The following is a 21,360-nucleotide window of genomic DNA, read 5'->3' on the forward strand; positions in this document are numbered from 1 at the left end:
AGCCAGGAGTGGCTCCCGGCCCACGCCGGTACGTTTCTGCTGGTCCTGGGCGCGGGGACTAGATGTCCTCGTGCGCCACGGCGCGACGCGCATCCGCGTCGAGCACGCCCCAGCTGATGAGCTGCTCGGTCAGGACCGAGGGGGACTGGTCGTAGATGACGGCCAGAGTGCGCAGGTCGTCCTGGCGGATCGACAGCACCTTGCCGTTGTAGTCCCCGCGCTGGCTCTGGATGGTGGCGGCGTACCGCTGGAGCGGGCCGGCCTTCTCCGCGGGCACGCCCGCGAGGCGCTCCAGGTCGAGGCGCAGCTTCGGCGGCGGCTCGGCGGCCCCGCCCGGAGTGGTGCCCGGCAGCAGCTCCTGCACCGGAACCCCGTAGAAGTCCGCCAGCTCGGCGAGACGCTGGACGGTCACGGCGCGGTCCCCGCGCTCGTACGACCCGACCACCACGGCCTTCCACCGGCCCTGGGACTTCTCCTCGACACCATGGAGGGAGAGGCCCTGCTGGGTGCGGATGGCGCGGAGCTTGGCCCCGAGCTGTTTGGCGTATTCGCTGGACATAACGCTCCCGGACGCTGTGACGCTGTGACGACATGGACGCTGACGACATGGACCACGTGCGGCTCCGCCGCGCGGCTGGTAACTCACTGTGAGGTTACGCAGCGTTACTTGGATGCGTCAAGCCGAATGATGTCGGACGCCTTCGCACGAGGGGCGCCGGCCGGGCCCCGTGCCGGTTCCCCGCCCGGGCCCTGGTACCGTGGAGGACGTACATCAGACGTCCTTTAAGGTCCGTCCCGTGAGGCGGAGAAGGAGGTCCTTTTCATGGACGCTCAGGCTGCTCAGAACGTCGGTGCCCAGAGCACCGAAGCGATGCGCCCCGTGCTCGAGGCACAGGACATCGCGCGGGTGCTGACCCGCATCGCCCACGAGATCGTCGAACGCGCCAAGGGCGCCGACGACGTGGTGCTCCTCGGCATTCCCACCCGCGGTGTGTACCTCGCCCGCCGGCTGGCCGCCAAGCTCGAAGAGATCACCGGCACGAAGATCCCGGTCGGATCCCTCGACATCACCATGTACCGCGACGATCTGCGGATGAAGCCCGCCCGCACGATCGGCCGCACCGAGATCCCCGGCGACGACATCGACGGACGCCTCGTCGTCCTCGTCGACGACGTGCTCTTCTCCGGCCGCACCATCAGAGCCGCCCTGGACGCGCTGGGCGACCTCGGCCGCCCCCGTGCCGTGCAGCTCGCGGTCCTCGTCGACCGCGGCCACCGCGAGCTGCCGATCCGCGCCGACTACGTCGGCAAGAACCTCCCCACGTCGCTGCGGGAGACCGTCAAGGTCCAGCTCCAGGAGGAGGACGGCCGAGACGCCGTGCTGCTCGGCCAGCGGACCGACACGGCCGCCGGGCAGTAGCCCGTACGAGTGAGGGGCCCCGAACGCGGGGGCCCGTGCGCGAGCCTGCCTGCCGGGCCGCACTCCATCCCGCCGCGTCCCGGGCCTCCCCGCCGCTGCGCCCTGCCCGCCGCTCTGACCTCATCGACAAACGGAGCACCCTGATGAAGCGCCACCTCATCTCGGCCGCCGACCTCACCCGCGACGACGCCGTCCTCATCCTCGACACCGCCGAGGAGATGGCACGCGTCGCGGACCGGCCGATCAAGAAGCTGCCCACCCTGCGCGGCCTCACCGTCGTGAACCTCTTCTTCGAGGACTCGACCCGCACCCGGATCTCCTTCGAGGCGGCCGCCAAGCGGCTGTCCGCCGACGTCATCAACTTCTCCGCCAAGGGCTCCTCGGTCTCCAAGGGCGAGTCCCTCAAGGACACCGCTCTGACCCTGGAGGCCATGGGCGCCGACGCGGTCGTCATCCGCCACCACGCCTCCGGCGCCCCCTACCGGCTCGCGACCTCCGGCTGGATCGACTCCGCCGTGGTCAACGCGGGCGACGGCACCCACGAGCACCCCACCCAGGCCCTGCTGGACGCCTTCACCATGCGCCGCCGCCTGGTCGGCCGCGACGCCGGCCTCGGCAAGGACCTGAACGGCCGCCGCATCACGATCGTCGGCGACGTCCTGCACAGCCGCGTCGCCCGCTCCAACGTGCAGCTGCTGCACACGCTCGGCGCCGAGGTCACGGTCGTGGCCCCGCCCACCCTGGTCCCGATCGGCGTCGAGAGCTGGCCCTGCGAGGTCTCGTACAGCCTCGACGACGTGCTGCCGAAGTCCGACGCGGTCATGATGCTGCGTGTGCAGCGCGAACGCATGAACGCCGCCTTCTTCCCGACCGAGCGCGAGTACTCCCGCCGGTACGGGCTCGACGGCGACCGCATGGCCAAGATGCCCGAGCACGCCATCGTCATGCACCCCGGCCCGATGAACCGCGGCATGGAGATCACCGCCGAGGTCGCCGACTCCGACCGCTGCACGGCCGTCGAGCAGGTCGCCAACGGCGTCTCCACCCGGATGGCCGTCCTGTACCTGCTGCTCGGAGGCTCCGAGCCGGCCGTCACCACCACCAGCACGCCCCGCATCGAGGAGAGCAAGTAAAGATGAGCAAGATCCTGATCCGTGGCGCGAAGGTACTCGGTGGCGAGGCGCAGGACGTCCTGATCGACGGCGAGACCATCGCGGAGGTCGGCACCGGACTCTCCGCCGAGGGCGCCACCGTCATCGAGGCCGAGGGCCAGGTCCTCCTCCCCGGCCTCGTCGACCTGCACACCCACCTGCGCGAGCCCGGCCGCGAGGACTCCGAGACCGTCCTGACCGGCACCCGCGCCGCCGCCTCCGGCGGCTACACCGCCGTCTTCGCCATGGCGAACACCTTCCCCGTCGCCGACACCGCCGGCGTCGTCGAGCAGGTCTGGCGCCTCGGCAAGGAGTCCGGCTACTGCGACGTGCAGCCCATCGGCGCCGTCACCGTCGGCCTGGAAGGCAAGCAGCTCTCCGAGCTGGGCGCCATGCACGACTCCGCCGCCCGCGTCACCGTCTTCTCCGACGACGGCAAGTGCGTCGACGACGCCGTGATCATGCGCCGCGCCCTGGAGTACGTGAAGGCCTTCGGCGGCGTCGTCGCCCAGCACGCCCAGGAGCCCCGCCTGACCGAGGGCGCCCAGATGAACGAGGGCGTCGTCTCCGCCGAGCTGGGCCTCGGCGGCTGGCCGGCCGTCGCCGAGGAGTCGATCATCGCCCGCGACGTCCTCCTCGCCGAGCACGTCGGTTCCCGCGTGCACATCTGCCACCTCTCCACCGCCGGCTCCGTCGAGATCGTCCGCTGGGCCAAGTCCCGCGGCATCGACGTCACCGCCGAGGTCACCCCGCACCACCTGCTCCTCACCGACGAGCTGGTCCGCTCGTACAACGCGGTCTACAAGGTCAACCCGCCGCTGCGCACCGAGCGCGACGTCATGGCCCTGCGCGAGGCGCTCGCCGACGGCACGATCGACATCGTCGCCACCGACCACGCCCCGCACCCGCACGAGGACAAGGACTGCGAGTGGGCCGCCGCCGCCATGGGCATGGTCGGCCTGGAGACCGCGCTCTCCGTCGTCCAGCAGACGATGGTGGAGACCGGACTGCTCGACTGGGCGGGCGTCGCCGAGCGCATGTCCTTCGCGCCGGCGCGGATCGGCGGCCTGGACAACCACGGCCGCCCCGTCTCGGCAGGTGAACCCGCGAACCTGACCTTGGTCGATACCTCGTACCGTGGTGTCGTGGACCCCGCACACTTCGCCTCCCGCAGCCGCAACACGCCTTACGAGGGCCGTGAGCTGCCGGGACGCGTCACTCACACCTTCCTGCGGGGCCGGGCAACGGTCGTGGACGGGAAACTGGCGTGACACCTGCAGTAATCCAACTGGCCGCAGAGGCTGCCGAGCGACGGTCGGCGGAGGTGACGGACTGGGGCGCACGCGTGTCGTGGGTGATCGGTCTGCTCGTCTTCATCGCGTTCGTGTACTGGCTGATGCGGCAGGGCTGGAAATGGCGCGGCGCCCTGCAGAGCGATCTGCCGGAGCTGCCCGCCGCCCCCGGCGGCCTCCCCGAGCACCGGCTGGCCCTGACCGGCCGGTACCACGGGTCCACCACCGCCGGGCAGTGGCTCGACCGGATCGTCGCCCACGGCCTGGGGGTGCGCAGCCGGGTCGAGCTCACGCTCACCGACGCGGGCCTCGACGTGGTCCGTCCGGGTGCCAACGACTTCTTCGTACCGGCCGCGCAGCTGCGCGGCGCCCGCCTCGACAAGGGGATCGCGGGCAAGGTACTCACCGAAGGCGGTCTCCTCGTCGTCACGTGGGCGCACGGCGACAAGCTGATCGACTCCGGATTCCGCTCCGACCGCGCGGCCGAACACGCCGCCTGGGTCGAGGCCATCAATCTCATGAACCAATCCATCACGACGGAAGGCGCCGAACGATGACGACCTCCACCAGGGGAGCAGCCAAAGCTCCCGCCGTACTCGTCCTGGAGGACGGTCGGATCTTCCGCGGCCGCGCCTACGGCGCCGTGGGGGAGACCTTCGGCGAGGCCGTGTTCTCCACCGGCATGACCGGCTACCAGGAGACCCTCACCGACCCGTCGTACCACCGGCAGGTCGTCGTGATGACCGCTCCGCACGTGGGCAACACCGGCGTCAACGACGAGGACCCCGAGTCCTCCCGCATCTGGGTCGCCGGGTACGTCGTACGCGACCCCGCCCGCGTCCCGTCCAACTGGCGCTCGCAGCGCTCGCTGGACGAGGAGCTGGTCAAGCAGGGCGTCGTCGGCATCTGCGGCATCGACACCCGCGCCCTGACCCGCCACCTGCGCGAGCGCGGCGCCATGCGCGTCGGCATCTTCTCCGGCGAGACCATCGCCGCCGACGCGGAGCTGCTGGCCAAGGTCCAGGAGCAGCCCCAGATGAAGGGCGCGAACCTCTCCGCCGAGGTCGCCACCAAGGAGGCGTACGTCGTCCCCGCCATCGGCGAGAAGAAGTTCACCGTGGCCGCCGTCGACCTCGGCATCAAGGGCATGACCCCGCACCGGATGGCCGAGCGCGGCATCGAGGTGCACGTGCTGCCCGCCACCGCCACCGTCGAGGACGTGTACGCGGTCGAGCCGGACGGCGTGTTCTTCTCCAACGGCCCGGGCGACCCGGCCACCGCCGACGGCCCCGTCGCCGTCATGCAGGGCGTCCTGGAGCGCAAGACCCCGCTCTTCGGCATCTGCTTCGGCAACCAGATCCTGGGCCGCGCGCTCGGCTTCGGCACGTACAAGCTGAAGTACGGCCACCGCGGCATCAACCAGCCGGTGCAGGACCGCACCACCGGCAAGGTCGAGGTCACCGCGCACAACCACGGCTTCGCCGTGGACGCGCCCCTCGACAAGGTCTCCGAGACCCCCTACGGCCGCGCCGAGGTCTCCCACGTCTGCCTGAACGACCAGGTCGTCGAAGGCCTCCAGCTGCTCGACCAGCCGGCCTTCTCCGTCCAGTACCACCCCGAAGCGGCAGCCGGCCCGCACGACGCCGCCTACCTCTTCGACCGCTTCGTAACCCTGATGGAGGCCGAGCGTGCCTAAGCGCACCGATATCCAGTCCGTCCTGGTCATCGGCTCCGGCCCGATCGTCATCGGCCAGGCCGCCGAGTTCGACTACTCCGGCACCCAGGCCTGCCGCATCCTCAAGGCCGAGGGCCTGCGGGTCATCCTGGTGAACTCCAACCCCGCGACGATCATGACCGACCCGGAGATCGCCGACGCCACGTACGTCGAGCCGATCACCCCCGAGTTCGTCGAGAAGATCATCGCGAAGGAGCGCCCCGACGCGCTGCTCCCGACCCTCGGCGGCCAGACCGCGCTCAACACCGCCATCTCCATGCACGAGCAGGGTGTGCTGGAGAAGTACGGCGTCGAGCTCATCGGCGCCAACGTCGAGGCCATCAACAAGGGCGAGGACCGCGACCTCTTCAAGGGCGTCGTCGAGGCCGTCAAGGCCAAGATCGGCTACGGCGAGTCCGCCCGCTCGGTCATCTGCCACTCGATGGACGACGTCATCACCGGCGTCGAGACCCTCGGCGGCTACCCCGTCGTCGTGCGCCCCTCCTTCACCATGGGAGGCGCCGGCTCCGGCTTCGCCCACGACGAGGACGAGCTGCGCCGCATCGCCGGCCAGGGCCTCACGCTCTCCCCGACCACCGAGGTGCTCCTGGAGGAGTCCATCCTCGGCTGGAAGGAGTACGAGCTGGAGCTGATGCGCGACACCAAGGACAACGTGGTCGTCGTCTGCTCCATCGAGAACTTCGACCCGATGGGCGTCCACACCGGCGACTCCATCACCGTCGCCCCCTCGATGACGCTGACCGACCGCGAGTACCAGCGGCTGCGCGACATCGGCATCGCGATCATCCGCGAGGTCGGCGTCGACACCGGCGGCTGCAACATCCAGTTCGCGATCGACCCGGTCGACGGCCGCGTCATCGTCATCGAGATGAACCCGCGCGTCTCGCGCTCCTCGGCGCTCGCGTCGAAGGCCACCGGCTTCCCGATCGCCAAGATCGCCGCCAAGCTGGCCATCGGCTACACCCTCGACGAGGTCCCCAACGACATCACCGAGAAGACGCCGGCCTCCTTCGAGCCGAGCCTCGACTACGTCGTCGTCAAGGCCCCGCGCTTCGCCTTCGAGAAGTTCCCGCTGGCCGACGCCACCCTCACCACCACCATGAAGTCGGTGGGCGAGGCCATGGCCATCGGCCGCAACTTCACCGAGGCCCTCCAGAAGGCCCTGCGCTCCCTGGAGAAGAAGGGCTCGCAGTTCACCTTCGTCGGCCCCGTCGGCGACAAGGAAGAGCTCCTCGCCACCGCAGTCCGCCCCACCGACGGCCGCATCAACACCGTCATGCAGGCCATCCGCGCCGGCGCCACCCAGGAAGAGGTCTTCGAGTCCACGAAGATCGACCCCTGGTTCGTCGACCAGCTCTTCCTGATCAAGGAGATCGCCGACGAGCTGGCCGCCGCCGAGAAGCTCCACCCCGAGCTGCTCGCCGAGGCCAAGCGCCACGGCTTCTCCGACGCCCAGATCGCCGAGATCCGCGGCCTGCGCGAGGACGTCGTCCGCGAGGTGCGCCACGCGCTGGGCGTCCGCCCGGTCTACAAGACGGTCGACACCTGCGCCGCCGAGTTCGCCGCGAAGACCCCGTACTTCTACTCCTCGTACGACGAGGAGAGCGAGGTCGCGCCCCGCGAGAAGCCCGCCGTGATCATCCTGGGCTCCGGCCCGAACCGCATCGGCCAGGGCATCGAGTTCGACTACTCCTGCGTCCACGCCTCCTTCGCCCTCAGCGACGCCGGCTACGAGACCGTGATGGTCAACTGCAACCCGGAGACCGTCTCCACCGACTACGACACCTCCGACCGCCTGTACTTCGAGCCGCTGACGCTCGAGGACGTGCTGGAGATCGTCCACGCCGAGTCGCTGGCCGGCCCCATCGCCGGCGTCGTCGTCCAGCTCGGCGGCCAGACCCCGCTGGGTCTCGCCCAGGCCCTCAAGGACAACGGCGTCCCGGTCGTCGGCACCCCGCCGGAGGCCATCCACGCCGCCGAGGACCGCGGCGCGTTCGGCCAGGTGCTCGCCGAGGCCGGCCTGCCGGCGCCCAAGCACGGCACCGCCACCACCTTCGCGGGCGCGAAGGCCATCGCCGACGAGATCGGCTACCCGGTCCTCGTACGCCCCTCGTACGTGCTCGGCGGCCGCGGCATGGAGATCGTCTACGACGAGGACCGGCTGTCCTCGTACATCGCGGAATCCACCGAGATCTCCCCGACCCGCCCGGTCCTCGTCGACCGCTTCCTCGACGACGCCATCGAGATCGACGTGGACGCCCTCTACGACGGCACCGAGCTCTACCTCGGCGGCGTCATGGAGCACATCGAGGAAGCCGGCATCCACTCTGGCGACTCGGCCTGCGCCCTGCCCCCGATCACCCTCGGCGGCTTCGACATCAAGCGCCTGCGCGCCTCCACCGAGGCCATCGCCAAGGGCGTCGGCGTACGCGGCCTGATCAACATCCAGTTCGCGATGGCGGGAGACATCCTCTACGTCCTGGAGGCCAACCCGCGCGCCTCGCGCACCGTCCCCTTCACCTCGAAGGCGACCGCGGTCCCGCTCGCCAAGGCCGCCGCCCGCATCTCGCTCGGCGCCACCATCGCCGAACTGCGCGAAGAGGGCATGCTCCCGAAGACCGGCGACGGCGGCACCCTGCCGCTCGACGCGCCGATCTCCGTCAAGGAGGCCGTCATGCCGTGGTCGCGCTTCCGCGACATCCACGGCCGCGGCGTCGACACCGTCCTCGGCCCGGAGATGCGCTCCACCGGCGAGGTCATGGGCATCGACTCGGTCTTCGGCACGGCGTACGCCAAATCGCAGGCCGGCGCCTACGGCCCGCTGCCCACCAAGGGCCGCGCGTTCATCTCCGTCGCCAACCGCGACAAGCGCTCGATGATCTTCCCGGCGCGCGAGCTCGTCAACCACGGCTTCGAGCTGATGGCGACCTCCGGCACCGCCGAGGTGCTGCGCCGCAACGGCATCAACGCCACCGTCGTGCGCAAGCTCAGCGAGGGCGAGGGCCCGGGCGGCGAGAAGACGATCGTCCAGCTCATCCACGACGGCCAGGTCGACCTGATCGTCAACACCCCGTACGGCACCGGCGGCCGCCTCGACGGCTACGAGATCCGCACGGCGGCCGTGGCCCGCGGCGTCCCGTGCCTGACCACGGTCCAGGCACTCGCCGCGGCCGTCCAGGGCATCGACGCGCTCAACCACGGCGACGTGGGCGTGCGCTCGCTCCAGGAGCACGCGGAGCACCTGACCGCGGCCCGCGACTAGCAGCCCGTACGAGGAGGGGGACACGGATGCGCGATTGCGCATCGGTGTCCCCCTCGTCATGAGCGCACAAGGGATCTTCTCGACATGTACAAGCTCTTCTTCAACCTGGTCTTCAAGCGGATGGACCCCGAGCAGGCGCACTACCTGGCCTTCCGCTGGATCCGGCTCGCGGCCCGCACCCCGGTGCTGCGCACCTTCGCCGCCGCGGCCCTGGCACCGCGGTACAAGGAGCTGCGCACGGAGGCCCTCGGCCTGCGGATGCACGGCCCCTTCGGCCTCGCGGCCGGCTTCGACAAGAACGCCGTCGCGATCGACGGCATGTCGATGCTCGGCTTCGACCACGTCGAGATCGGCACGGTCACCGCGCAGGCGCAGCCCGGCAACCCGAAGAAGCGGCTGTTCCGGCTCGTGCCGGACCGCGCGCTGATCAACCGCATGGGCTTCAACAACGAGGGCTCCGAGGCCGTGGCGGCCCGCCTGGCGGCCCGTACGGCGGTCTTCAGGACCGTCGTCGGCGTCAACATCGGCAAGACGAAGGTCGTCCCCGAGGAAGAGGCCGTGGCGGACTACGTCGCCTCCACCGAGCGTCTGGCCCGGCACGCCGACTACCTCGTGGTGAACGTCTCCTCGCCGAACACCCCCGGCCTGCGCAACCTCCAGGCCACCGAGTCCCTGCGCCCGCTCCTGACGGCCGTACGGGAGGCCGCGGACCGCACCGTGACCGACCGCCGGGTCCCGCTGCTCGTCAAGATCGCCCCGGACCTCGCGGACGAGGACGTGGACGCGGTCGCCGACCTGGCGCTGGAGCTCGGCCTGGACGGCATCATCGCGACCAACACCACCATCGCGCGCGAGGGGCTGGGCCTGAAGTCCTCCCCGGACCTCGTGAAGGAGACCGGAGGCCTGTCCGGCGCCCCGGTCAAGGAGCGCTCCCTGCAAGTCCTGCGGCGGCTGTACGCTCGTGTGGGCGACCGGATTGTCCTGATCGGCGTGGGCGGCATCGAGAACGCCGAGGACGCCTGGCAGCGGATCCTCGCCGGCGCCACCTTGATCCAGGGCTACAGCGCCTTCATCTACGAGGGCCCCTTCTACGCCCGGGCCGTCCACAAGGGCCTGGCCGCCCGCCTGGCCGCCAGCCCCCACGCGACCCTCGCCGACGCGGTCGGCGCCGAGACCCGAAAGGCAGCCCTGTGACCCCCTTCGGCACCCGCCTCCGCGAGGCGATGGACACCCGCGGCCCGCTCTGCGTGGGCATCGACCCGCACGCCTCGCTGCTGGCCGCCTGGGGCCTGGACGACAACGTCACGGGCCTGGAGCGGTTCTCCCGCACCGTGGTGGAGGCGCTGGCCGGGCAGGTGGCCGTCTTCAAGCCGCAGGCCGCCTTCTTCGAGCGCTTCGGCTCCCGCGGCGTCGCCGTGCTGGAGAACACCGTCGCCGACGTCCGCGCGGCAGGCGGCCTGGTCGTCATGGACGCCAAGCGGGGCGACATCGGCTCCACCATGGCCGCGTACGCCGAGACCTTCCTGCACAAGGACTCCCCGCTGTTCTCGGACGCCCTCACGGTCTCCCCGTACCTCGGCTACGGCTCCCTGAAGCCGGCCGTGGAGCTGGCGCGGGAGAACGGCGCCGGCCTGTTCGTGCTGGCCCTCACCTCGAACCCCGAGGGCGCCGAGGTGCAGCGGGCGGTGCGCGAGGACGGCCTGAGCGTCGGCGCGACCATGCTGCGCCACCTGGCGGCCGAGAACGCCGGTGCCGAGCCCATGGGTTCCTTCGGCGCGGTGGTCGGCGCCACCCTCGGCGACCTGTCCTCCTTCGACCTGGACATCAACGGCCCCCTGCTGGCCCCCGGCGTCGGCGCCCAGGGCGCTTCCCCCGCCGACCTCCCTGCGGTCTTCGGCGAAGCCGCGCGCAACGTGGTCCCGAACGTCTCCCGAGGGGTGCTCCGCCACGGTCCGCACCCGGCGGGGCTCCAGGACGCGGCGGCGCGCTTCGCGGCCGAGATCCGGGAGGCGGTCCCGGCGTAGCGGAGGTCCGCCGGGCCCGGGCGTGCTCGTGGTCTCGTTCGACCTGACGGAATTCGAACGTACTTCCTCGGACAAAACCGGGGTGGTTTGTCCGTGATGTACGGTTCAGTGGAGGCTGACCAGGACTTTTCGTCCGTTCTCGCTGACTGGAGCGGTCTGGGCCGCTAGTCTCCGATCAGAGTGACGAGCAGCGAACGAGTTCCACCGCTGTTCGGGCATTCGCCTGGTGTGGCGCCCTTGGGCTCCCCACTGGTCCGTATCCGACAGTTCGACATCCGAGGTGACGCAGGCGTGGCTCTTCCGCCCCTTACCCCTGAACAGCGCGCAGCCGCGCTCGAAAAGGCCGCCGCGGCTCGCCGGGAGCGGGCCGAGGTGAAGAATCGACTCAAGCACTCCGGCGCCTCGCTCCAAGAGGTCATCAAGACGGGCCAGGAGAACGACGTCATCGGCAAGATGAAGGTCTCCGCCCTGCTGGAGTCCCTGCCTGGCGTGGGCAAGGTCCGCGCCAAGCAGATCATGGAGCGCCTCGGCATCTCCGAGTCCCGGCGTGTCCGAGGTCTCGGTTCCAACCAGATCGCGTCTCTGGAGCGTGAGTTCGGCACTCCTGCCGGCTGACGCGTTGCCTGAAGTTCTCCCGGCGTTCTCAGGCAGTCCCGAGAAGCTGGATAATCGCTCTATGGCAGCAGAGGTTCGTCCGCGGCTGACCGTGCTCTCCGGCCCCTCGGGGGTCGGCAAGAGCACGGTCGTCGCGCATATGCGCAAGGTCCACCCCGAGGTATGGCTCTCGGTGTCGGCCACCACCCGCAAGCCGCGGCCCGGTGAGCGACACGGAGTCCATTACTTCTTCGTCAACGACGACGAGTTCGACAAGCTGATCGCCAACGGCGAGCTGCTGGAGTGGGCCGAATTCGCGGGCAACCGCTACGGCACACCGCGCGGCGCGGTGGTGGAGCGACTGGAGAACGGCGAACCCGTTCTCCTGGAGATCGACCTCCAGGGCGCGCGACTCGTCCGCGAGTCCATGCCCGAGGCTCAGCTCGTCTTCCTCGCACCGCCGAGCTGGGACGAGTTGGTCCGCCGGCTCACCGGCCGTGGCACCGAATCACCGGAGGTCATCCAGCGCAGGCTGGAGTCCGCCAAGGTCGAGCTCGCTGCCGAGTCCGAGTTCGATACCACCCTGGTCAACACCTCCGTCGAGGACGTGGCGCGCGAGCTGCTAGCCTTGATGGAAGTTGTCTGATCGTTGATCGATGTTCATTTCGGTCAATGCTTGATCATTCACCCATTCTTCGGAAGGTAGAGCGTGTCCTCTTCCATCACCGCGCCCGAGGGCATCATCAACCCGCCGATCGACGAGCTGCTCGAGGCCACGGACTCGAAGTACAGCCTCGTGATCTACGCGGCCAAGCGCGCGCGTCAGATCAACGCGTACTACTCGCAGCTCGGTGAGGGCCTGCTCGAGTACGTCGGCCCGCTGGTGGACACCCACGTCCACGAGAAGCCGCTTTCGATCGCGCTGCGAGAGATCAACGCGGGTCTGCTGACCTCCGAGGCCATCGAGGCCCCGGCCCAGTAAGGCACCGAGAATTCCTTTCACCACAGGCCCGGCAGAACATCTGCCGGGCCTGTGGTGTGTCATAGACACGTACGACGATCAGCGAGAGAGGGCGTGTGTGGTGGGTAAGCCGAAGATCGTGCTCGGAGTCAGCGGCGGCATCGCCGCGTACAAGGCGTGCGAGCTGCTGCGCCGGCTCACCGAGTCCGGGCACGAGGTGCGGGTCGTCCCCACGGCGGCGTCCCTGAACTTCGTGGGCGAGGCCACCTGGGCCGCGCTCTCCGGCAACCCGGCCGGCACGCAGGTGTGGGAGACCGTCCACGAGGTCCCGCACGTGCGCATCGGGCAGAACGCCGACCTCGTCGTCGTCGCCCCCGCCACCGCCGACATGCTCGCCAAGGCCGCTCACGGCCTCGCCGACGACCTGCTGACCAACACGCTGCTCACCGCGCGCTGCCCGGTGGTGTTCGCCCCCGCCATGCACACCGAGATGTGGGAGCACCCCGCCACCCGGGAGAACGTGGCCACGCTGCGCCGCCGCGGGGCCGTCGTCATCGAGCCCGCCGTCGGCCGGCTCACCGGCAAGGACACCGGCAAGGGCCGGCTGCCCGACCCCGAGGAGATCTTCGAGGTGTGCCGGAGGGTCCTGGCGCGCGGAGTGGCCGAGCCCGACCTGGCCGGCCGGCACGTGGTGATCAGCGCGGGCGGCACGCGGGAGCCGCTCGACCCGGTCCGCTTCCTCGGCAACCGCTCCTCCGGCAAGCAGGGCTACGCGCTGGCCCGCACGGCCGTCGCCCGCGGGGCCCGGGTCACCCTCGTGGCGGCCAACACCGCGCTGGCCGACCCGGCCGGGGTGGACGTCGTACGGGTCGGGACGGCCGTACAGCTGCGCGAGGCCGTGCTCAAGGCGGCGGCGGACGCCGACGCCGTGGTGATGGCCGCGGCCGTGGCCGACTTCCGGCCGGCCGAGTACGTGACCGGCAAGATCAAGAAGAAGGACGGGCAGGATCCGGCCCCGGTGGCGCTCGTCCGCAACCCCGACGTCCTCGCCGAGATCTCGGCCGACCGGGCCCGGGAAGGCCAGATCGTGGTCGGTTTCGCCGCCGAAACGGACGACGTGCTCGCGAACGGGCGGGCCAAATTGCTCCGCAAGGGGTGTGATCTTCTCGTCGTGAACGAGGTGGGTGAAGCCAAGACCTTCGGTTCCGAGGAGAACGAAGCCGTCATCCTGGCCTCCGACGGGACGGAAACCCCGGTTCCCTACGGTCCGAAGGAAGCGCTGGCCGAAGTGATTTGGGATCGGGTCGCCGGGCGACTCGCCCCCCGACGCGCCTGAGCGACGACCCTTCTCGTAGCGGATTCCATGAGCCAGAATGGAGTGCCGCAGGTCACATGGCTCCCATTGGGCGAGACAGGTGGTCCGGCAAACGGTGGCGACCGATAAACTGCACACTTGGAACGTGATCGGGCGCAGCCCCCGGTGTGGTTCCGCCAAATGATCAGCCAGCAGCCGCTGCAACCCCAGGGAGCGTTGTGTCCCGTCGCCTGTTCACCTCGGAGTCCGTCACCGAGGGTCACCCCGACAAGATCGCTGACCAGATCAGCGACACGATCCTCGACGCACTTCTCACCGAGGACCCGACCTCGCGTGTGGCCGTGGAGACCCTCATCACCACCGGTCTCGTCCACATCGCCGGTGAGGTGACGACGAAGGCTTACGCGCCGATCGCGCAGCTCGTCCGCGACAAGATCCTCGAGATCGGCTACGACTCCTCGAAGAAGGGCTTCGACGGCGCCTCCTGCGGCGTGTCGGTGTCCATCGGCGCGCAGTCCCCGGACATCGCGCAGGGAGTCGACACCGCGTACGAGAAGCGGGTCGAGGGCGACGAGGACGAGCTCGACAAGCAGGGCGCCGGCGACCAGGGCCTGATGTTCGGCTACGCGTGCGACGAGACCCCCGAGCTCATGCCGCTCCCGATCCACATCGCGCACCGGCTCTCGCGCCGCCTGTCCGAGGTCCGCAAGAACGGGACCATCCCGTACCTGCGCCCCGACGGCAAGACCCAGGTCACCATCGAGTACGACGGCGACAAGGCCGTCCGCCTCGACACGGTCGTCGTGTCCTCGCAGCACGCCTCGGACATCGACCTGGACTCGCTGCTCGCCCCGGACATCCGCGAGTTCGTCGTCGAGCACGTGCTGGCCCAGCTCGTCGAGGACGGCATCAAGCTCGACACCGAGGGCTACCGCCTGCTGGTCAACCCGACCGGCCGCTTCGAGATCGGCGGCCCGATGGGCGACGCCGGCCTCACGGGCCGCAAGATCATCATCGACACCTACGGCGGCATGGCCCGCCACGGCGGCGGCGCCTTCTCGGGCAAGGACCCGTCCAAGGTCGACCGCTCCGCCGCGTACGCCATGCGCTGGGTCGCCAAGAACGTGGTCGCCGCCGGGCTCGCCTCGCGCTGCGAGGTCCAGGTCGCGTACGCCATCGGCAAGGCCGAGCCCGTCGGCCTGTTCGTCGAGACCTTCGGCACCGCCAAGGTGGAGGTCCAGAAGATCGAGGACGCGATCGGCCAGGTCTTCGACCTCCGCCCGGCCGCGATCATCCGCGACCTCGACCTGCTGCGCCCGATCTACGCCCAGACCGCCGCGTACGGCCACTTCGGCCGCGAGCTGCCGGACTTCACCTGGGAGCGCACCGACCGCGTGGACGCGCTGCGCGCGGCCGCCGGCCTGTAGGACCCCCGCGTACCGCGCGTACGCAGCCGTACGGCCCCGGACCTCGCGGTCCGGGGCCGTATCGCGTTGGCGCCCCCGCGCCCGCCCGCCACCGCGCCCGCCCGCCACCGTGGCGGCGCCCTCCCGGTGCGAGGGGCGACGGCTTCATCCGGAGCCGGGCTCGGGCCCGGCTGTGAAGGACCGCAACACCGCCGCCGCCCGGCCTGATCCCGGGAGGGCCCCGGAACAAGGCCGGTGCCCACGGGGACCGCCGCCGCACGGGGAGCGCCCCGGGCCCGCGCACCGGCTCCCGCTGTCGGTGCCGTTTGGTAAGAATGCAGCTGTGAGCAGCGAGAACGAATCCGAGCCGACGGGCGCCGCCGGTGCCCCGCCGGAGCAGCTCGCGCTGATGCGGGAGATGGTCGCCGAGGCGAAGGCCAAGGCCCCCAAGGCCAAGCCGCGCACCTGGCGCGGCGCCGCCGTCGCCGAGGAACTCCCCGTGGCCCGCGTCCTCGTCAACAAGGGCGTGCTCCACCTCGACCGGCTCTTCGACTACGCCGTCCCCGCCGAGCTCTCCGAGGCCGCCCGGCCAGGCGTCCGCGTCCGGGTCCGCTTCGGCGCGGGCGGCCACCGCGTGCACGGCGGACGCCGCGAGGGCGGCGGCCTCATCGACGGTTTCATCGTCGAGCGGCGCGCCGAGTCCGACTACCACGGAGCCCTCGCCGCCCTCGCCCAGGTCGTCTCGCCCGAGGTCGTGCTCACCCCCGGCATGCTGGCCCTGGCCCGGGCCGTCGCCGACCGGTACGCCGGCAGCCTGGCCGACGTACTCCAGCTCGCGCTGCCCGCCCGCAGCGCCCGCGCCGAGGCCAAGCCCTCGCCCGAGCCGCTGCCCCCGCCCCCCGCGCCCGAGCCGGGCGGCTGGGCGCGCTACGGCGCCGGCCCCGCCTTCCTGCGCGCCCTCGCCACCGGCGGTGCGCCGCGCGCCGTCTGGACCGCCCTGCCCGGCCCCGGCTGGGCCGACGAGCTGGCGCGGGCCATGGCCGCCACCCTGGCCTCCGGCCGCGGCGCCCTCGCCGTCCTGCCCGACGGACGCACCGCGGCCCGGGTCGACGCGGCACTGACCGCCCTGCTCGGCGAGGGCCGGCACGCACTGCTGACCGCCGAATCCGGACCCGAGAAGCGCTACCGCCAGTGGCTCGCCGTGCACCGGGGCTCGGTCCGCGCCGTCATCGGCACCCGGGCCGCGATGTTCGCGCCCGTACGGGACCTGGGTCTGGTCGCCATCTGGGACGACGGCGACTCCAGCCACAGCGACGACCACGCGCCGTTCCCGCACGTACGGGAGGTGCTGGAGCTGCGCGCCGTCGGCGACGGCTGCGCATTCCTGGCCGGGAGCACCAGCTGCACGGTGGAGGCCGCGCAGCTGGTCGAGACGGGCTGGGCGCGGCCGCTCGTCGCCGACCGCGAGACGGTACGGGCCTGCGCGCCCCGGATCCGGACCGTGGGCGACGAACTCCTCGCCCGGGACGAGGCGGCCCGCGCCGCGCGGCTGCCGAGCCTGGCCTGGGAGACCGTACGGGAGGGGCTGAAGTCGGGGCCGGTGCTCGTCCAGGTGCCGCGGCGGGGCTATGCGCCGCGGCTGGCGTGCGAGCGGTGCCGCGCCCCTGCCCGCTGCAAGGTCTGCGCGGGGCCGCTGGAGGCTCCCGACGCACGGGATCTGCACTGCGGCTGGTGCGGCCGGCAGGAGAGCGCCTGGCACTGCGAGGAGTGCGGGTCGTTCCGGCTGCGCGCCCAGGTGGTGGGCGCCCGGCGGACGGCCGAGGAGCTGGGGCGGGCCTTCCCGGCCGTGCCCGTACGGACGTCGGGGCGCGACCACATCCTGGACGAGGTGCCGGACCGGCCCGCGCTGGTGGTGTGCACCCCGGGGGCCGAGCCGGTCGCGGCGGGCGCCGGGTACGCGGCGGCCCTGCTGCTGGACGGCTGGGCGATGCTGACCCGGCCCGATCTGCGGGCCGGGGAGGACGCGCTGCGCCGGTGGATCGCGGCCGCCTCGCTGGTGCGGGGTGAGGGACAGGTCGTCGTGGTCGCGGAGCCGACCCTGCGGCCGGTCCAGGCCCTCGTGCGGTGGGACCCGGTGGGCCATGCCGTACGGGAGCTCGCGGAGCGGGCCCAGCTCGGGTTCCCGCCGGTGTCCCGGATGGCGGCCGTCGCCGGTCGGGGCGAGGCGGTGGAGGCCTTCCTGGCCGGAGCCGGACTGCCGGCGGACGCGGAGGTGCTGGGTCCGGTCCCGGTGCCGGGGCGGCGCGGGGAGCCCTCGCCGGGGGAGCGGGCCCTGGTCCGCGTCCCGCCCGGCAGCGGGGCCGCGCTGGCGGCCGCCCTGAAGTCCGCCCAGGCGTCCCGGCTGGCCCGCGGGGTCCCGGCGGCGGAGGCGGTGCGGGTCCGTATCGATCCGCCGGACATCGGCTAGGGGGTGTCCGCGGAGTGGCGCCGGCCGCCCGGAGGGCGGTCCCGCGGCGTCCGGCACGCACGCAGCCGAACGCCCCCGGTGGGGGCGGCCACGGGGGCCGTCCCCACCGGGGGCGGGAATGCGGGTGCGGGCACGGCGTCGGACCGGCCGGCCGTCGGAGGGTCGGCGTCCCGGCGGTCGGCGGATCAGCCGTTGCGGATCACCCGTGACGGGTCAGCCGTTGCGGGGCCCCGGGAAGGCGGCCGCGGGGCGGGACGGGACCGCGGCCTGGGACTCCTCGCGCAGCGGCTGCGGCGGCACCGAGCGGGCCGCCGGGACCGTGGGCAGCGGCCCGAGGGTCCGGGTGGTCGTGCCATCGGCCAGCGACTCCGCGGATTCCGCGGCCTGGGCCCGCCGGGCCCCGTACCGCCGGTGCACGGCCTGCTTGGTGACGCCGAGCGCGGAACCCACTGCGTCCCACGAGAAGCCGAGCGAGCGGTCGAAGTCCACCGCTGCGGTCACCAGCGTCTCGACGCTGTCCCGCAGCTCCTGCGCGAGACGGACGGTGGGGGCGGGGGCCCGGCCATAGACGACGAAGCCCGTGGAAGGACCGGAGCGGCGCGGGCGGTACACGTTGCCGAGCTGGGCGGTGAGCGTACGCAGAGCATCCACCTGCCGGCGAACCCGCTCGATGTCCCGCACCAGGAGATGCAGGCTGGCCCGTGCTTGGGCGTCGTGGGTGGCGTGGTCGGCCATGAAGAAGCCTCTCGAACCGGTGCTGAAGAGCGGATCGGGCCGCAGACACCGATCTCATCGCGCGGCCCGGTTTCGGTCAATCTCTCTTGACCAACGCGCCAAACGGCACTGAAGTCACGCACCGGGGGCGTGTCGGCATATGCGAGAGGCGCGCGTGTGTGCGTACGCCCCCTGACAGGGCGTCCGGGCCCCCGCGGCAGCCCCGCGCGGCCCCTGGGGATGCCCCCGTAACGGGCCGGGCGGCCCCAACGGCGCCGGGAACATAGACTGGTGCGCTGCTGACAGCCGAGATAGCGAGGTAGGACCCAGTGAAGCTCGTCTTCGCAGGCACCCCCGAGGTCGCCGTGCCCGCCCTGGACGCCCTCATCGCCTCCGGGCGGCACGAGGTCGCCGCCGTCGTCACCCGGCCCGACGCACCGGCCGGCCGCGGCCGCCGGCTCGTCGCCAGCCCGGTCGCCGAGCGCGCCGCGGAGGCCGGCATCGAGATCCTGAGGCCCGCCCGCCCCCGCGACCCGGAGTTCCAGGCCCGGCTGCGCGAGATCGACCCGGACTGCTGCCCGGTCGTCGCGTACGGCGCGCTGATCCCCAAGAGCGCCCTGGAGATCCCCCGGCACGGCTGGGTCAACCTGCACTTCTCGCTGCTGCCCGCGTGGCGCGGGGCCGCCCCCGTCCAGCACTCGATCATGGCGGGCGACCAGGTCACCGGCGCCTCCACGTTCCTCATCGAGGAGGGCCTGGACACCGGACCTGTCTACGGGCACCTGACCGAGGAGATCCGCCCCACCGACACCAGCGGCGACCTGCTGACCCGGCTCGCCTTCGCCGGCTCCGGCCTCCTGGCCGCCACCATGGACGGCATCGAGGACGGAGCGCTGCGCGCCGTCGGGCAGCCCGTCGACGGCATCTCGCTCGCCCCCAAGATCACCGTCGAGGACGCCCGCGTCGACTGGCACGCCCCGGCGATGCGCGCCGACCGCCTCGTGCGCGGCTGCACGCCCGCGCCCGGCGCGTGGACCGTCTTCCGCGGGGAGCGGCTCAAGCTGATCTCCGTCGGCCTGGTCGCCGACCGCACGGACCTGACGCCCGGCGAGCTCGCCGCGGCCAAGAACAACGTGTACGTCGGCACCGGCTCGCACGCCGTGGAGCTGCTCTGGGTGCAGCCCCAGGGCAAGAAGCCCATGCGCGGCGCGGACTGGGCGCGCGGGGTGCGCATCGCTCCCGGCGAGCGCGTCGGCGCCGCCGACGTAGGCTGATCCGTACCGGCGGTTCAGCACCGGCGACTCAGCCGCATCCCGTACATCCCGCAAACGCCGCACCTCGTACACCCCGTAAACCCGGAGCACCTTTCACGTGAGCGATCAGTCCCGTCCCCCGCGCAGCGCCGCAGGCCGGCAGCAGGCCAAGCCGTACCGCCGCCCCAAGAAGGACCCCGTCCGGATGCTGGCCTTCGAGGCGCTGCGGGCGGTGGGCGAGCGCGACGCGTACGCGAACCTCGTCCTGCCCCCACTGCTGCGCAAGGCCCGCCAGACGGAAGGCTTCGAGGCGCGGGACGCGGCGCTGGCCACCGAGCTCGTGTACGGGACGCTGCGCCGGCAGGGCACGTACGACGCGGTCATCAAGGCCTGCATCGACCGGCCGCTGCGGGAGGTGGACCCGCCGGTTCTGGACGTGCTCTCGCTCGGCGCCCACCAGCTGCTGGGGACCCGGATCCCCACGCACGCGGCGGTGTCGGCCAGCGTGGAGCTGGCCCGGGTGGTGCTCGGGGACGGGCGCGCCAAGTTCGTGAACGCCGTGCTGCGCAAGATCGCCGCGCACGACCTGGACGGCTGGCTGGAGCTCGTGGCCCCGCCGTACGAGGATGACGCGGAGGAACACCTGGCGGTGTACCACTCGCACCCGAGGTGGGTCGTCAGCGCCCTGTGGGACGCCCTCGGCGGCGGCCGGGCCGGCATCGAGGACCTCCTCGAAGCCGACAACGAGCGGCCCGAGGTCACGCTGGTGGCGCGGCCCGGGCGGTCCACGACGGACGAGCTGGTGGAGGCGGTCGGCGAGGACTCGGCGCTGCCGGGGCGCTGGTCGCCGTACGCCGTGCGGATGGCCGAGGGCGGCGAGCCCGGCGCGCTGGAGGCGGTGCGCGACGGGCGTGCGGGCGTGCAGGACGAGGGCAGCCAGCTGGTGGCGATGGCCCTCGCGGCCGCACCCGTCGAGGGCCGCGACGAGCGCTGGCTGGACGGCTGCGCGGGACCCGGCGGAAAGGCGGCCCTGCTGGGCGCCCTGGCGGCGCAGCGCGGGGCGTTCCTGCTGGCCTCCGAGAAGCAGCCGCACCGGGCGCGGCTCGTGGAGCGCACCCTGGCCGGCAACCCGGGCCCGTACCAGGTCATCGCGGCCGACGGCACCCGGCCGCCATGGCGGCCGGGCTCCTTCGACCGGGTCCTGATGGACGTCCCCTGCTCCGGGCTGGGCGCGCTGCGCCGCCGCCCGGAGGCCAGGTGGCGGCGGCGCCCAGAGGACCTGGAGGGCTTCGCCCCGCTCCAGCGGGCACTGCTGCGGGAGGCCCTGTCGGCGGTCCGGGTGGGCGGGGTCGTGGGCTATGCGACGTGCTCGCCGCACCTGGCCGAGACCCGGGTCGTCGTGGACGACGTCCTGCGCGGCCGCGGCGCCGGCGCCTCGCCGGTGGACGCCGAACTGATCGACGCCAGGCCGTACATGGCGGGCGTCCCGGCCCTGGGCGACGGCCCGGACGTCCAGCTGTGGCCGCACCTGCACGGGACGGACGCGATGTACCTGGCGCTGATCCGGCGTACGGGGTAGCGGGGCGGGGGCTTCGGGGGGCGGGGTCCCGGTGGGGCGGGGTCGGGATGGTGTTCGGGGGCTTCCCGGCAGTCTTATGGCATTCCGTGTCGGGTCGGTCCGTCAAGGGCGCTCCCTGCGGTCGCGTCGCTCCGCGATGGCCTTCGGCCACCCTTGACCGACCGCCCCGCCCCGGAATGCCATAAGA

Annotated in this window: 18 protein-coding genes; 16 read left to right on the forward strand and 2 right to left on the reverse strand. The window is 72.0% G+C overall.

The features are described 5' to 3' along the window. Window positions 1-58: 58 nt before the first annotated feature. Window positions 59-559 carry a transcriptional regulator BldD gene (gene bldD / locus ACFXGI_RS37565; RefSeq protein WP_007263032.1) on the reverse strand — a complete coding sequence of 167 codons (501 nt, stop codon included), beginning with the start codon at window positions 557-559 and terminating at the stop codon, window positions 59-61. A gap of 264 nt (window positions 560-823) precedes the next feature. Here bldD and pyrR point away from each other — a divergent pair, with 264 nt between their 5' ends. The 14 genes from pyrR to ACFXGI_RS37635 all read left to right on the forward strand — a co-directional run bounded on the left by pyrR (window position 824) and on the right by ACFXGI_RS37635 (window position 17,627). Then, a complete protein-coding gene (pyrR, locus tag ACFXGI_RS37570) occupies window positions 824-1,420 on the forward strand; it encodes a bifunctional pyr operon transcriptional regulator/uracil phosphoribosyltransferase PyrR (RefSeq protein WP_384717217.1) in 597 nt (198 codons plus the stop codon). 143 nt (window positions 1,421-1,563) lie between these two features. Then, window positions 1,564-2,553, forward strand: coding sequence for an aspartate carbamoyltransferase catalytic subunit (locus ACFXGI_RS37575; protein ID WP_030157459.1), 990 nt, complete (start codon window positions 1,564-1,566; stop codon window positions 2,551-2,553). Window positions 2,554-2,555: 2 nt separating this feature from the next. After that, window positions 2,556-3,842 carry a dihydroorotase gene (locus ACFXGI_RS37580; protein WP_384717220.1) on the forward strand — a complete coding sequence of 429 codons (1,287 nt, stop codon included), beginning with the start codon at window positions 2,556-2,558 and terminating at the stop codon, window positions 3,840-3,842. Next, complete coding sequence (locus ACFXGI_RS37585) at window positions 3,839-4,420, forward strand: hypothetical protein (protein ID WP_030859973.1); 582 nt, start codon at window positions 3,839-3,841, stop codon at window positions 4,418-4,420. Before ACFXGI_RS37580 ends, ACFXGI_RS37585 begins: the two co-directional genes overlap by 4 nt. Continuing rightward, the gene (gene carA, locus ACFXGI_RS37590; protein ID WP_384717223.1) at window positions 4,417-5,559 is read left to right on the forward strand and encodes a glutamine-hydrolyzing carbamoyl-phosphate synthase small subunit; all 1,143 of its coding nucleotides are present in this window, start codon (window positions 4,417-4,419) and stop codon (window positions 5,557-5,559) included. The genes ACFXGI_RS37585 and carA overlap by 4 nt, the downstream gene beginning before the upstream one ends. After that, window positions 5,552-8,860, forward strand: a complete 3,309-nt coding sequence (gene carB, locus ACFXGI_RS37595) for a carbamoyl-phosphate synthase large subunit (RefSeq protein ID WP_384717226.1) — start codon at window positions 5,552-5,554, stop codon at window positions 8,858-8,860. Before carA ends, carB begins: the two co-directional genes overlap by 8 nt. A gap of 84 nt (window positions 8,861-8,944) precedes the next feature. Next, window positions 8,945-10,054, forward strand: a complete 1,110-nt coding sequence (locus tag ACFXGI_RS37600; RefSeq protein ID WP_384717230.1) for a quinone-dependent dihydroorotate dehydrogenase — start codon at window positions 8,945-8,947, stop codon at window positions 10,052-10,054. Beyond that, window positions 10,051-10,884 carry an orotidine-5'-phosphate decarboxylase gene (pyrF, locus tag ACFXGI_RS37605; RefSeq protein WP_384717233.1) on the forward strand — a complete coding sequence of 278 codons (834 nt, stop codon included), beginning with the start codon at window positions 10,051-10,053 and terminating at the stop codon, window positions 10,882-10,884. The genes ACFXGI_RS37600 and pyrF overlap by 4 nt, the downstream gene beginning before the upstream one ends. A 291-nt stretch (window positions 10,885-11,175) precedes the next feature. Continuing rightward, entirely contained in the window at window positions 11,176-11,499 is a 324-nt protein-coding gene (locus ACFXGI_RS37610; RefSeq protein ID WP_008740406.1) for an integration host factor, read from the forward strand. Window positions 11,500-11,560: 61 nt separating this feature from the next. Next, the gene (gene gmk / locus ACFXGI_RS37615) at window positions 11,561-12,124 is read left to right on the forward strand and encodes a guanylate kinase (RefSeq protein WP_030873693.1); all 564 of its coding nucleotides are present in this window, start codon (window positions 11,561-11,563) and stop codon (window positions 12,122-12,124) included. Window positions 12,125-12,187: 63 nt separating this feature from the next. After that, window positions 12,188-12,460: a DNA-directed RNA polymerase subunit omega gene (gene rpoZ / locus ACFXGI_RS37620; RefSeq protein ID WP_004948662.1), complete on the forward strand. Its 273-nt coding sequence runs from the start codon at window positions 12,188-12,190 to the stop codon at window positions 12,458-12,460. Window positions 12,461-12,560: 100 nt separating this feature from the next. Next, window positions 12,561-13,775 (forward strand): bifunctional phosphopantothenoylcysteine decarboxylase/phosphopantothenate--cysteine ligase CoaBC, encoded by a 1,215-nt coding sequence (coaBC, locus tag ACFXGI_RS37625; protein WP_384717237.1) that lies wholly within the window; start codon window positions 12,561-12,563, stop codon window positions 13,773-13,775. A gap of 197 nt (window positions 13,776-13,972) precedes the next feature. Beyond that, window positions 13,973-15,181 carry a methionine adenosyltransferase gene (gene metK, locus ACFXGI_RS37630; protein WP_030873691.1) on the forward strand — a complete coding sequence of 403 codons (1,209 nt, stop codon included), beginning with the start codon at window positions 13,973-13,975 and terminating at the stop codon, window positions 15,179-15,181. 322 nt (window positions 15,182-15,503) lie between these two features. After that, the gene (locus ACFXGI_RS37635; protein WP_384717240.1) at window positions 15,504-17,627 is read left to right on the forward strand and encodes a primosomal protein N'; all 2,124 of its coding nucleotides are present in this window, start codon (window positions 15,504-15,506) and stop codon (window positions 17,625-17,627) included. A 213-nt stretch (window positions 17,628-17,840) separates the two neighbouring features. Here ACFXGI_RS37635 and ACFXGI_RS37640 read toward each other — a convergent pair whose 3' ends face one another. Next, entirely contained in the window at window positions 17,841-18,362 is a 522-nt protein-coding gene (locus ACFXGI_RS37640) for a hypothetical protein (protein WP_384717243.1), read from the reverse strand. Window positions 18,363-18,670: 308 nt separating this feature from the next. On the opposite strand from ACFXGI_RS37640, the gene fmt reads away from it, so the two are divergent. Both fmt and ACFXGI_RS37650 read left to right on the forward strand, forming a co-directional pair. Next, window positions 18,671-19,615 (forward strand): methionyl-tRNA formyltransferase, encoded by a 945-nt coding sequence (gene fmt, locus ACFXGI_RS37645; protein WP_384717246.1) that lies wholly within the window; start codon window positions 18,671-18,673, stop codon window positions 19,613-19,615. Between the two features lie 97 nt (window positions 19,616-19,712). Continuing rightward, on the forward strand, window positions 19,713-21,173 hold the full coding sequence (locus tag ACFXGI_RS37650) for an RsmB/NOP family class I SAM-dependent RNA methyltransferase (RefSeq protein ID WP_384717248.1): 1,461 nt from the start codon (window positions 19,713-19,715) through the stop codon (window positions 21,171-21,173). Window positions 21,174-21,360 lie beyond the last annotated feature (187 nt).

Source organism: Streptomyces sp. NPDC059355, assembly GCF_042752335.1.
In the GTDB taxonomy this organism is placed as follows: Bacteria; Actinomycetota; Actinomycetes; order Streptomycetales; family Streptomycetaceae; genus Streptomyces.

Bases quoted from the DNA above. Each gene is read 5' to 3' on its own strand.
- bldD (WP_007263032.1), bottom strand. From the start codon at position 559: ATGTCCAGCGAATACGCCAAACAGCTCGGGGCCAAGCTCCGCGCCATC.
- pyrR (WP_384717217.1), top strand. From the start codon at position 824: ATGGACGCTCAGGCTGCTCAGAACGTCGGTGCCCAGAGCACCGAAGCG.
- ACFXGI_RS37575 (WP_030157459.1), top strand. From the start codon at position 1,564: ATGAAGCGCCACCTCATCTCGGCCGCCGACCTCACCCGCGACGACGCC.
- ACFXGI_RS37580 (WP_384717220.1), top strand. From the start codon at position 2,556: ATGAGCAAGATCCTGATCCGTGGCGCGAAGGTACTCGGTGGCGAGGCG.
- carA (WP_384717223.1), top strand. From the start codon at position 4,417: ATGACGACCTCCACCAGGGGAGCAGCCAAAGCTCCCGCCGTACTCGTC.
- ACFXGI_RS37600 (WP_384717230.1), top strand. From the start codon at position 8,945: ATGTACAAGCTCTTCTTCAACCTGGTCTTCAAGCGGATGGACCCCGAG.
- gmk (WP_030873693.1), top strand. From the start codon at position 11,561: ATGGCAGCAGAGGTTCGTCCGCGGCTGACCGTGCTCTCCGGCCCCTCG.
- ACFXGI_RS37640 (WP_384717243.1), bottom strand. From the start codon at position 18,362: ATGGCCGACCACGCCACCCACGACGCCCAAGCACGGGCCAGCCTGCAT.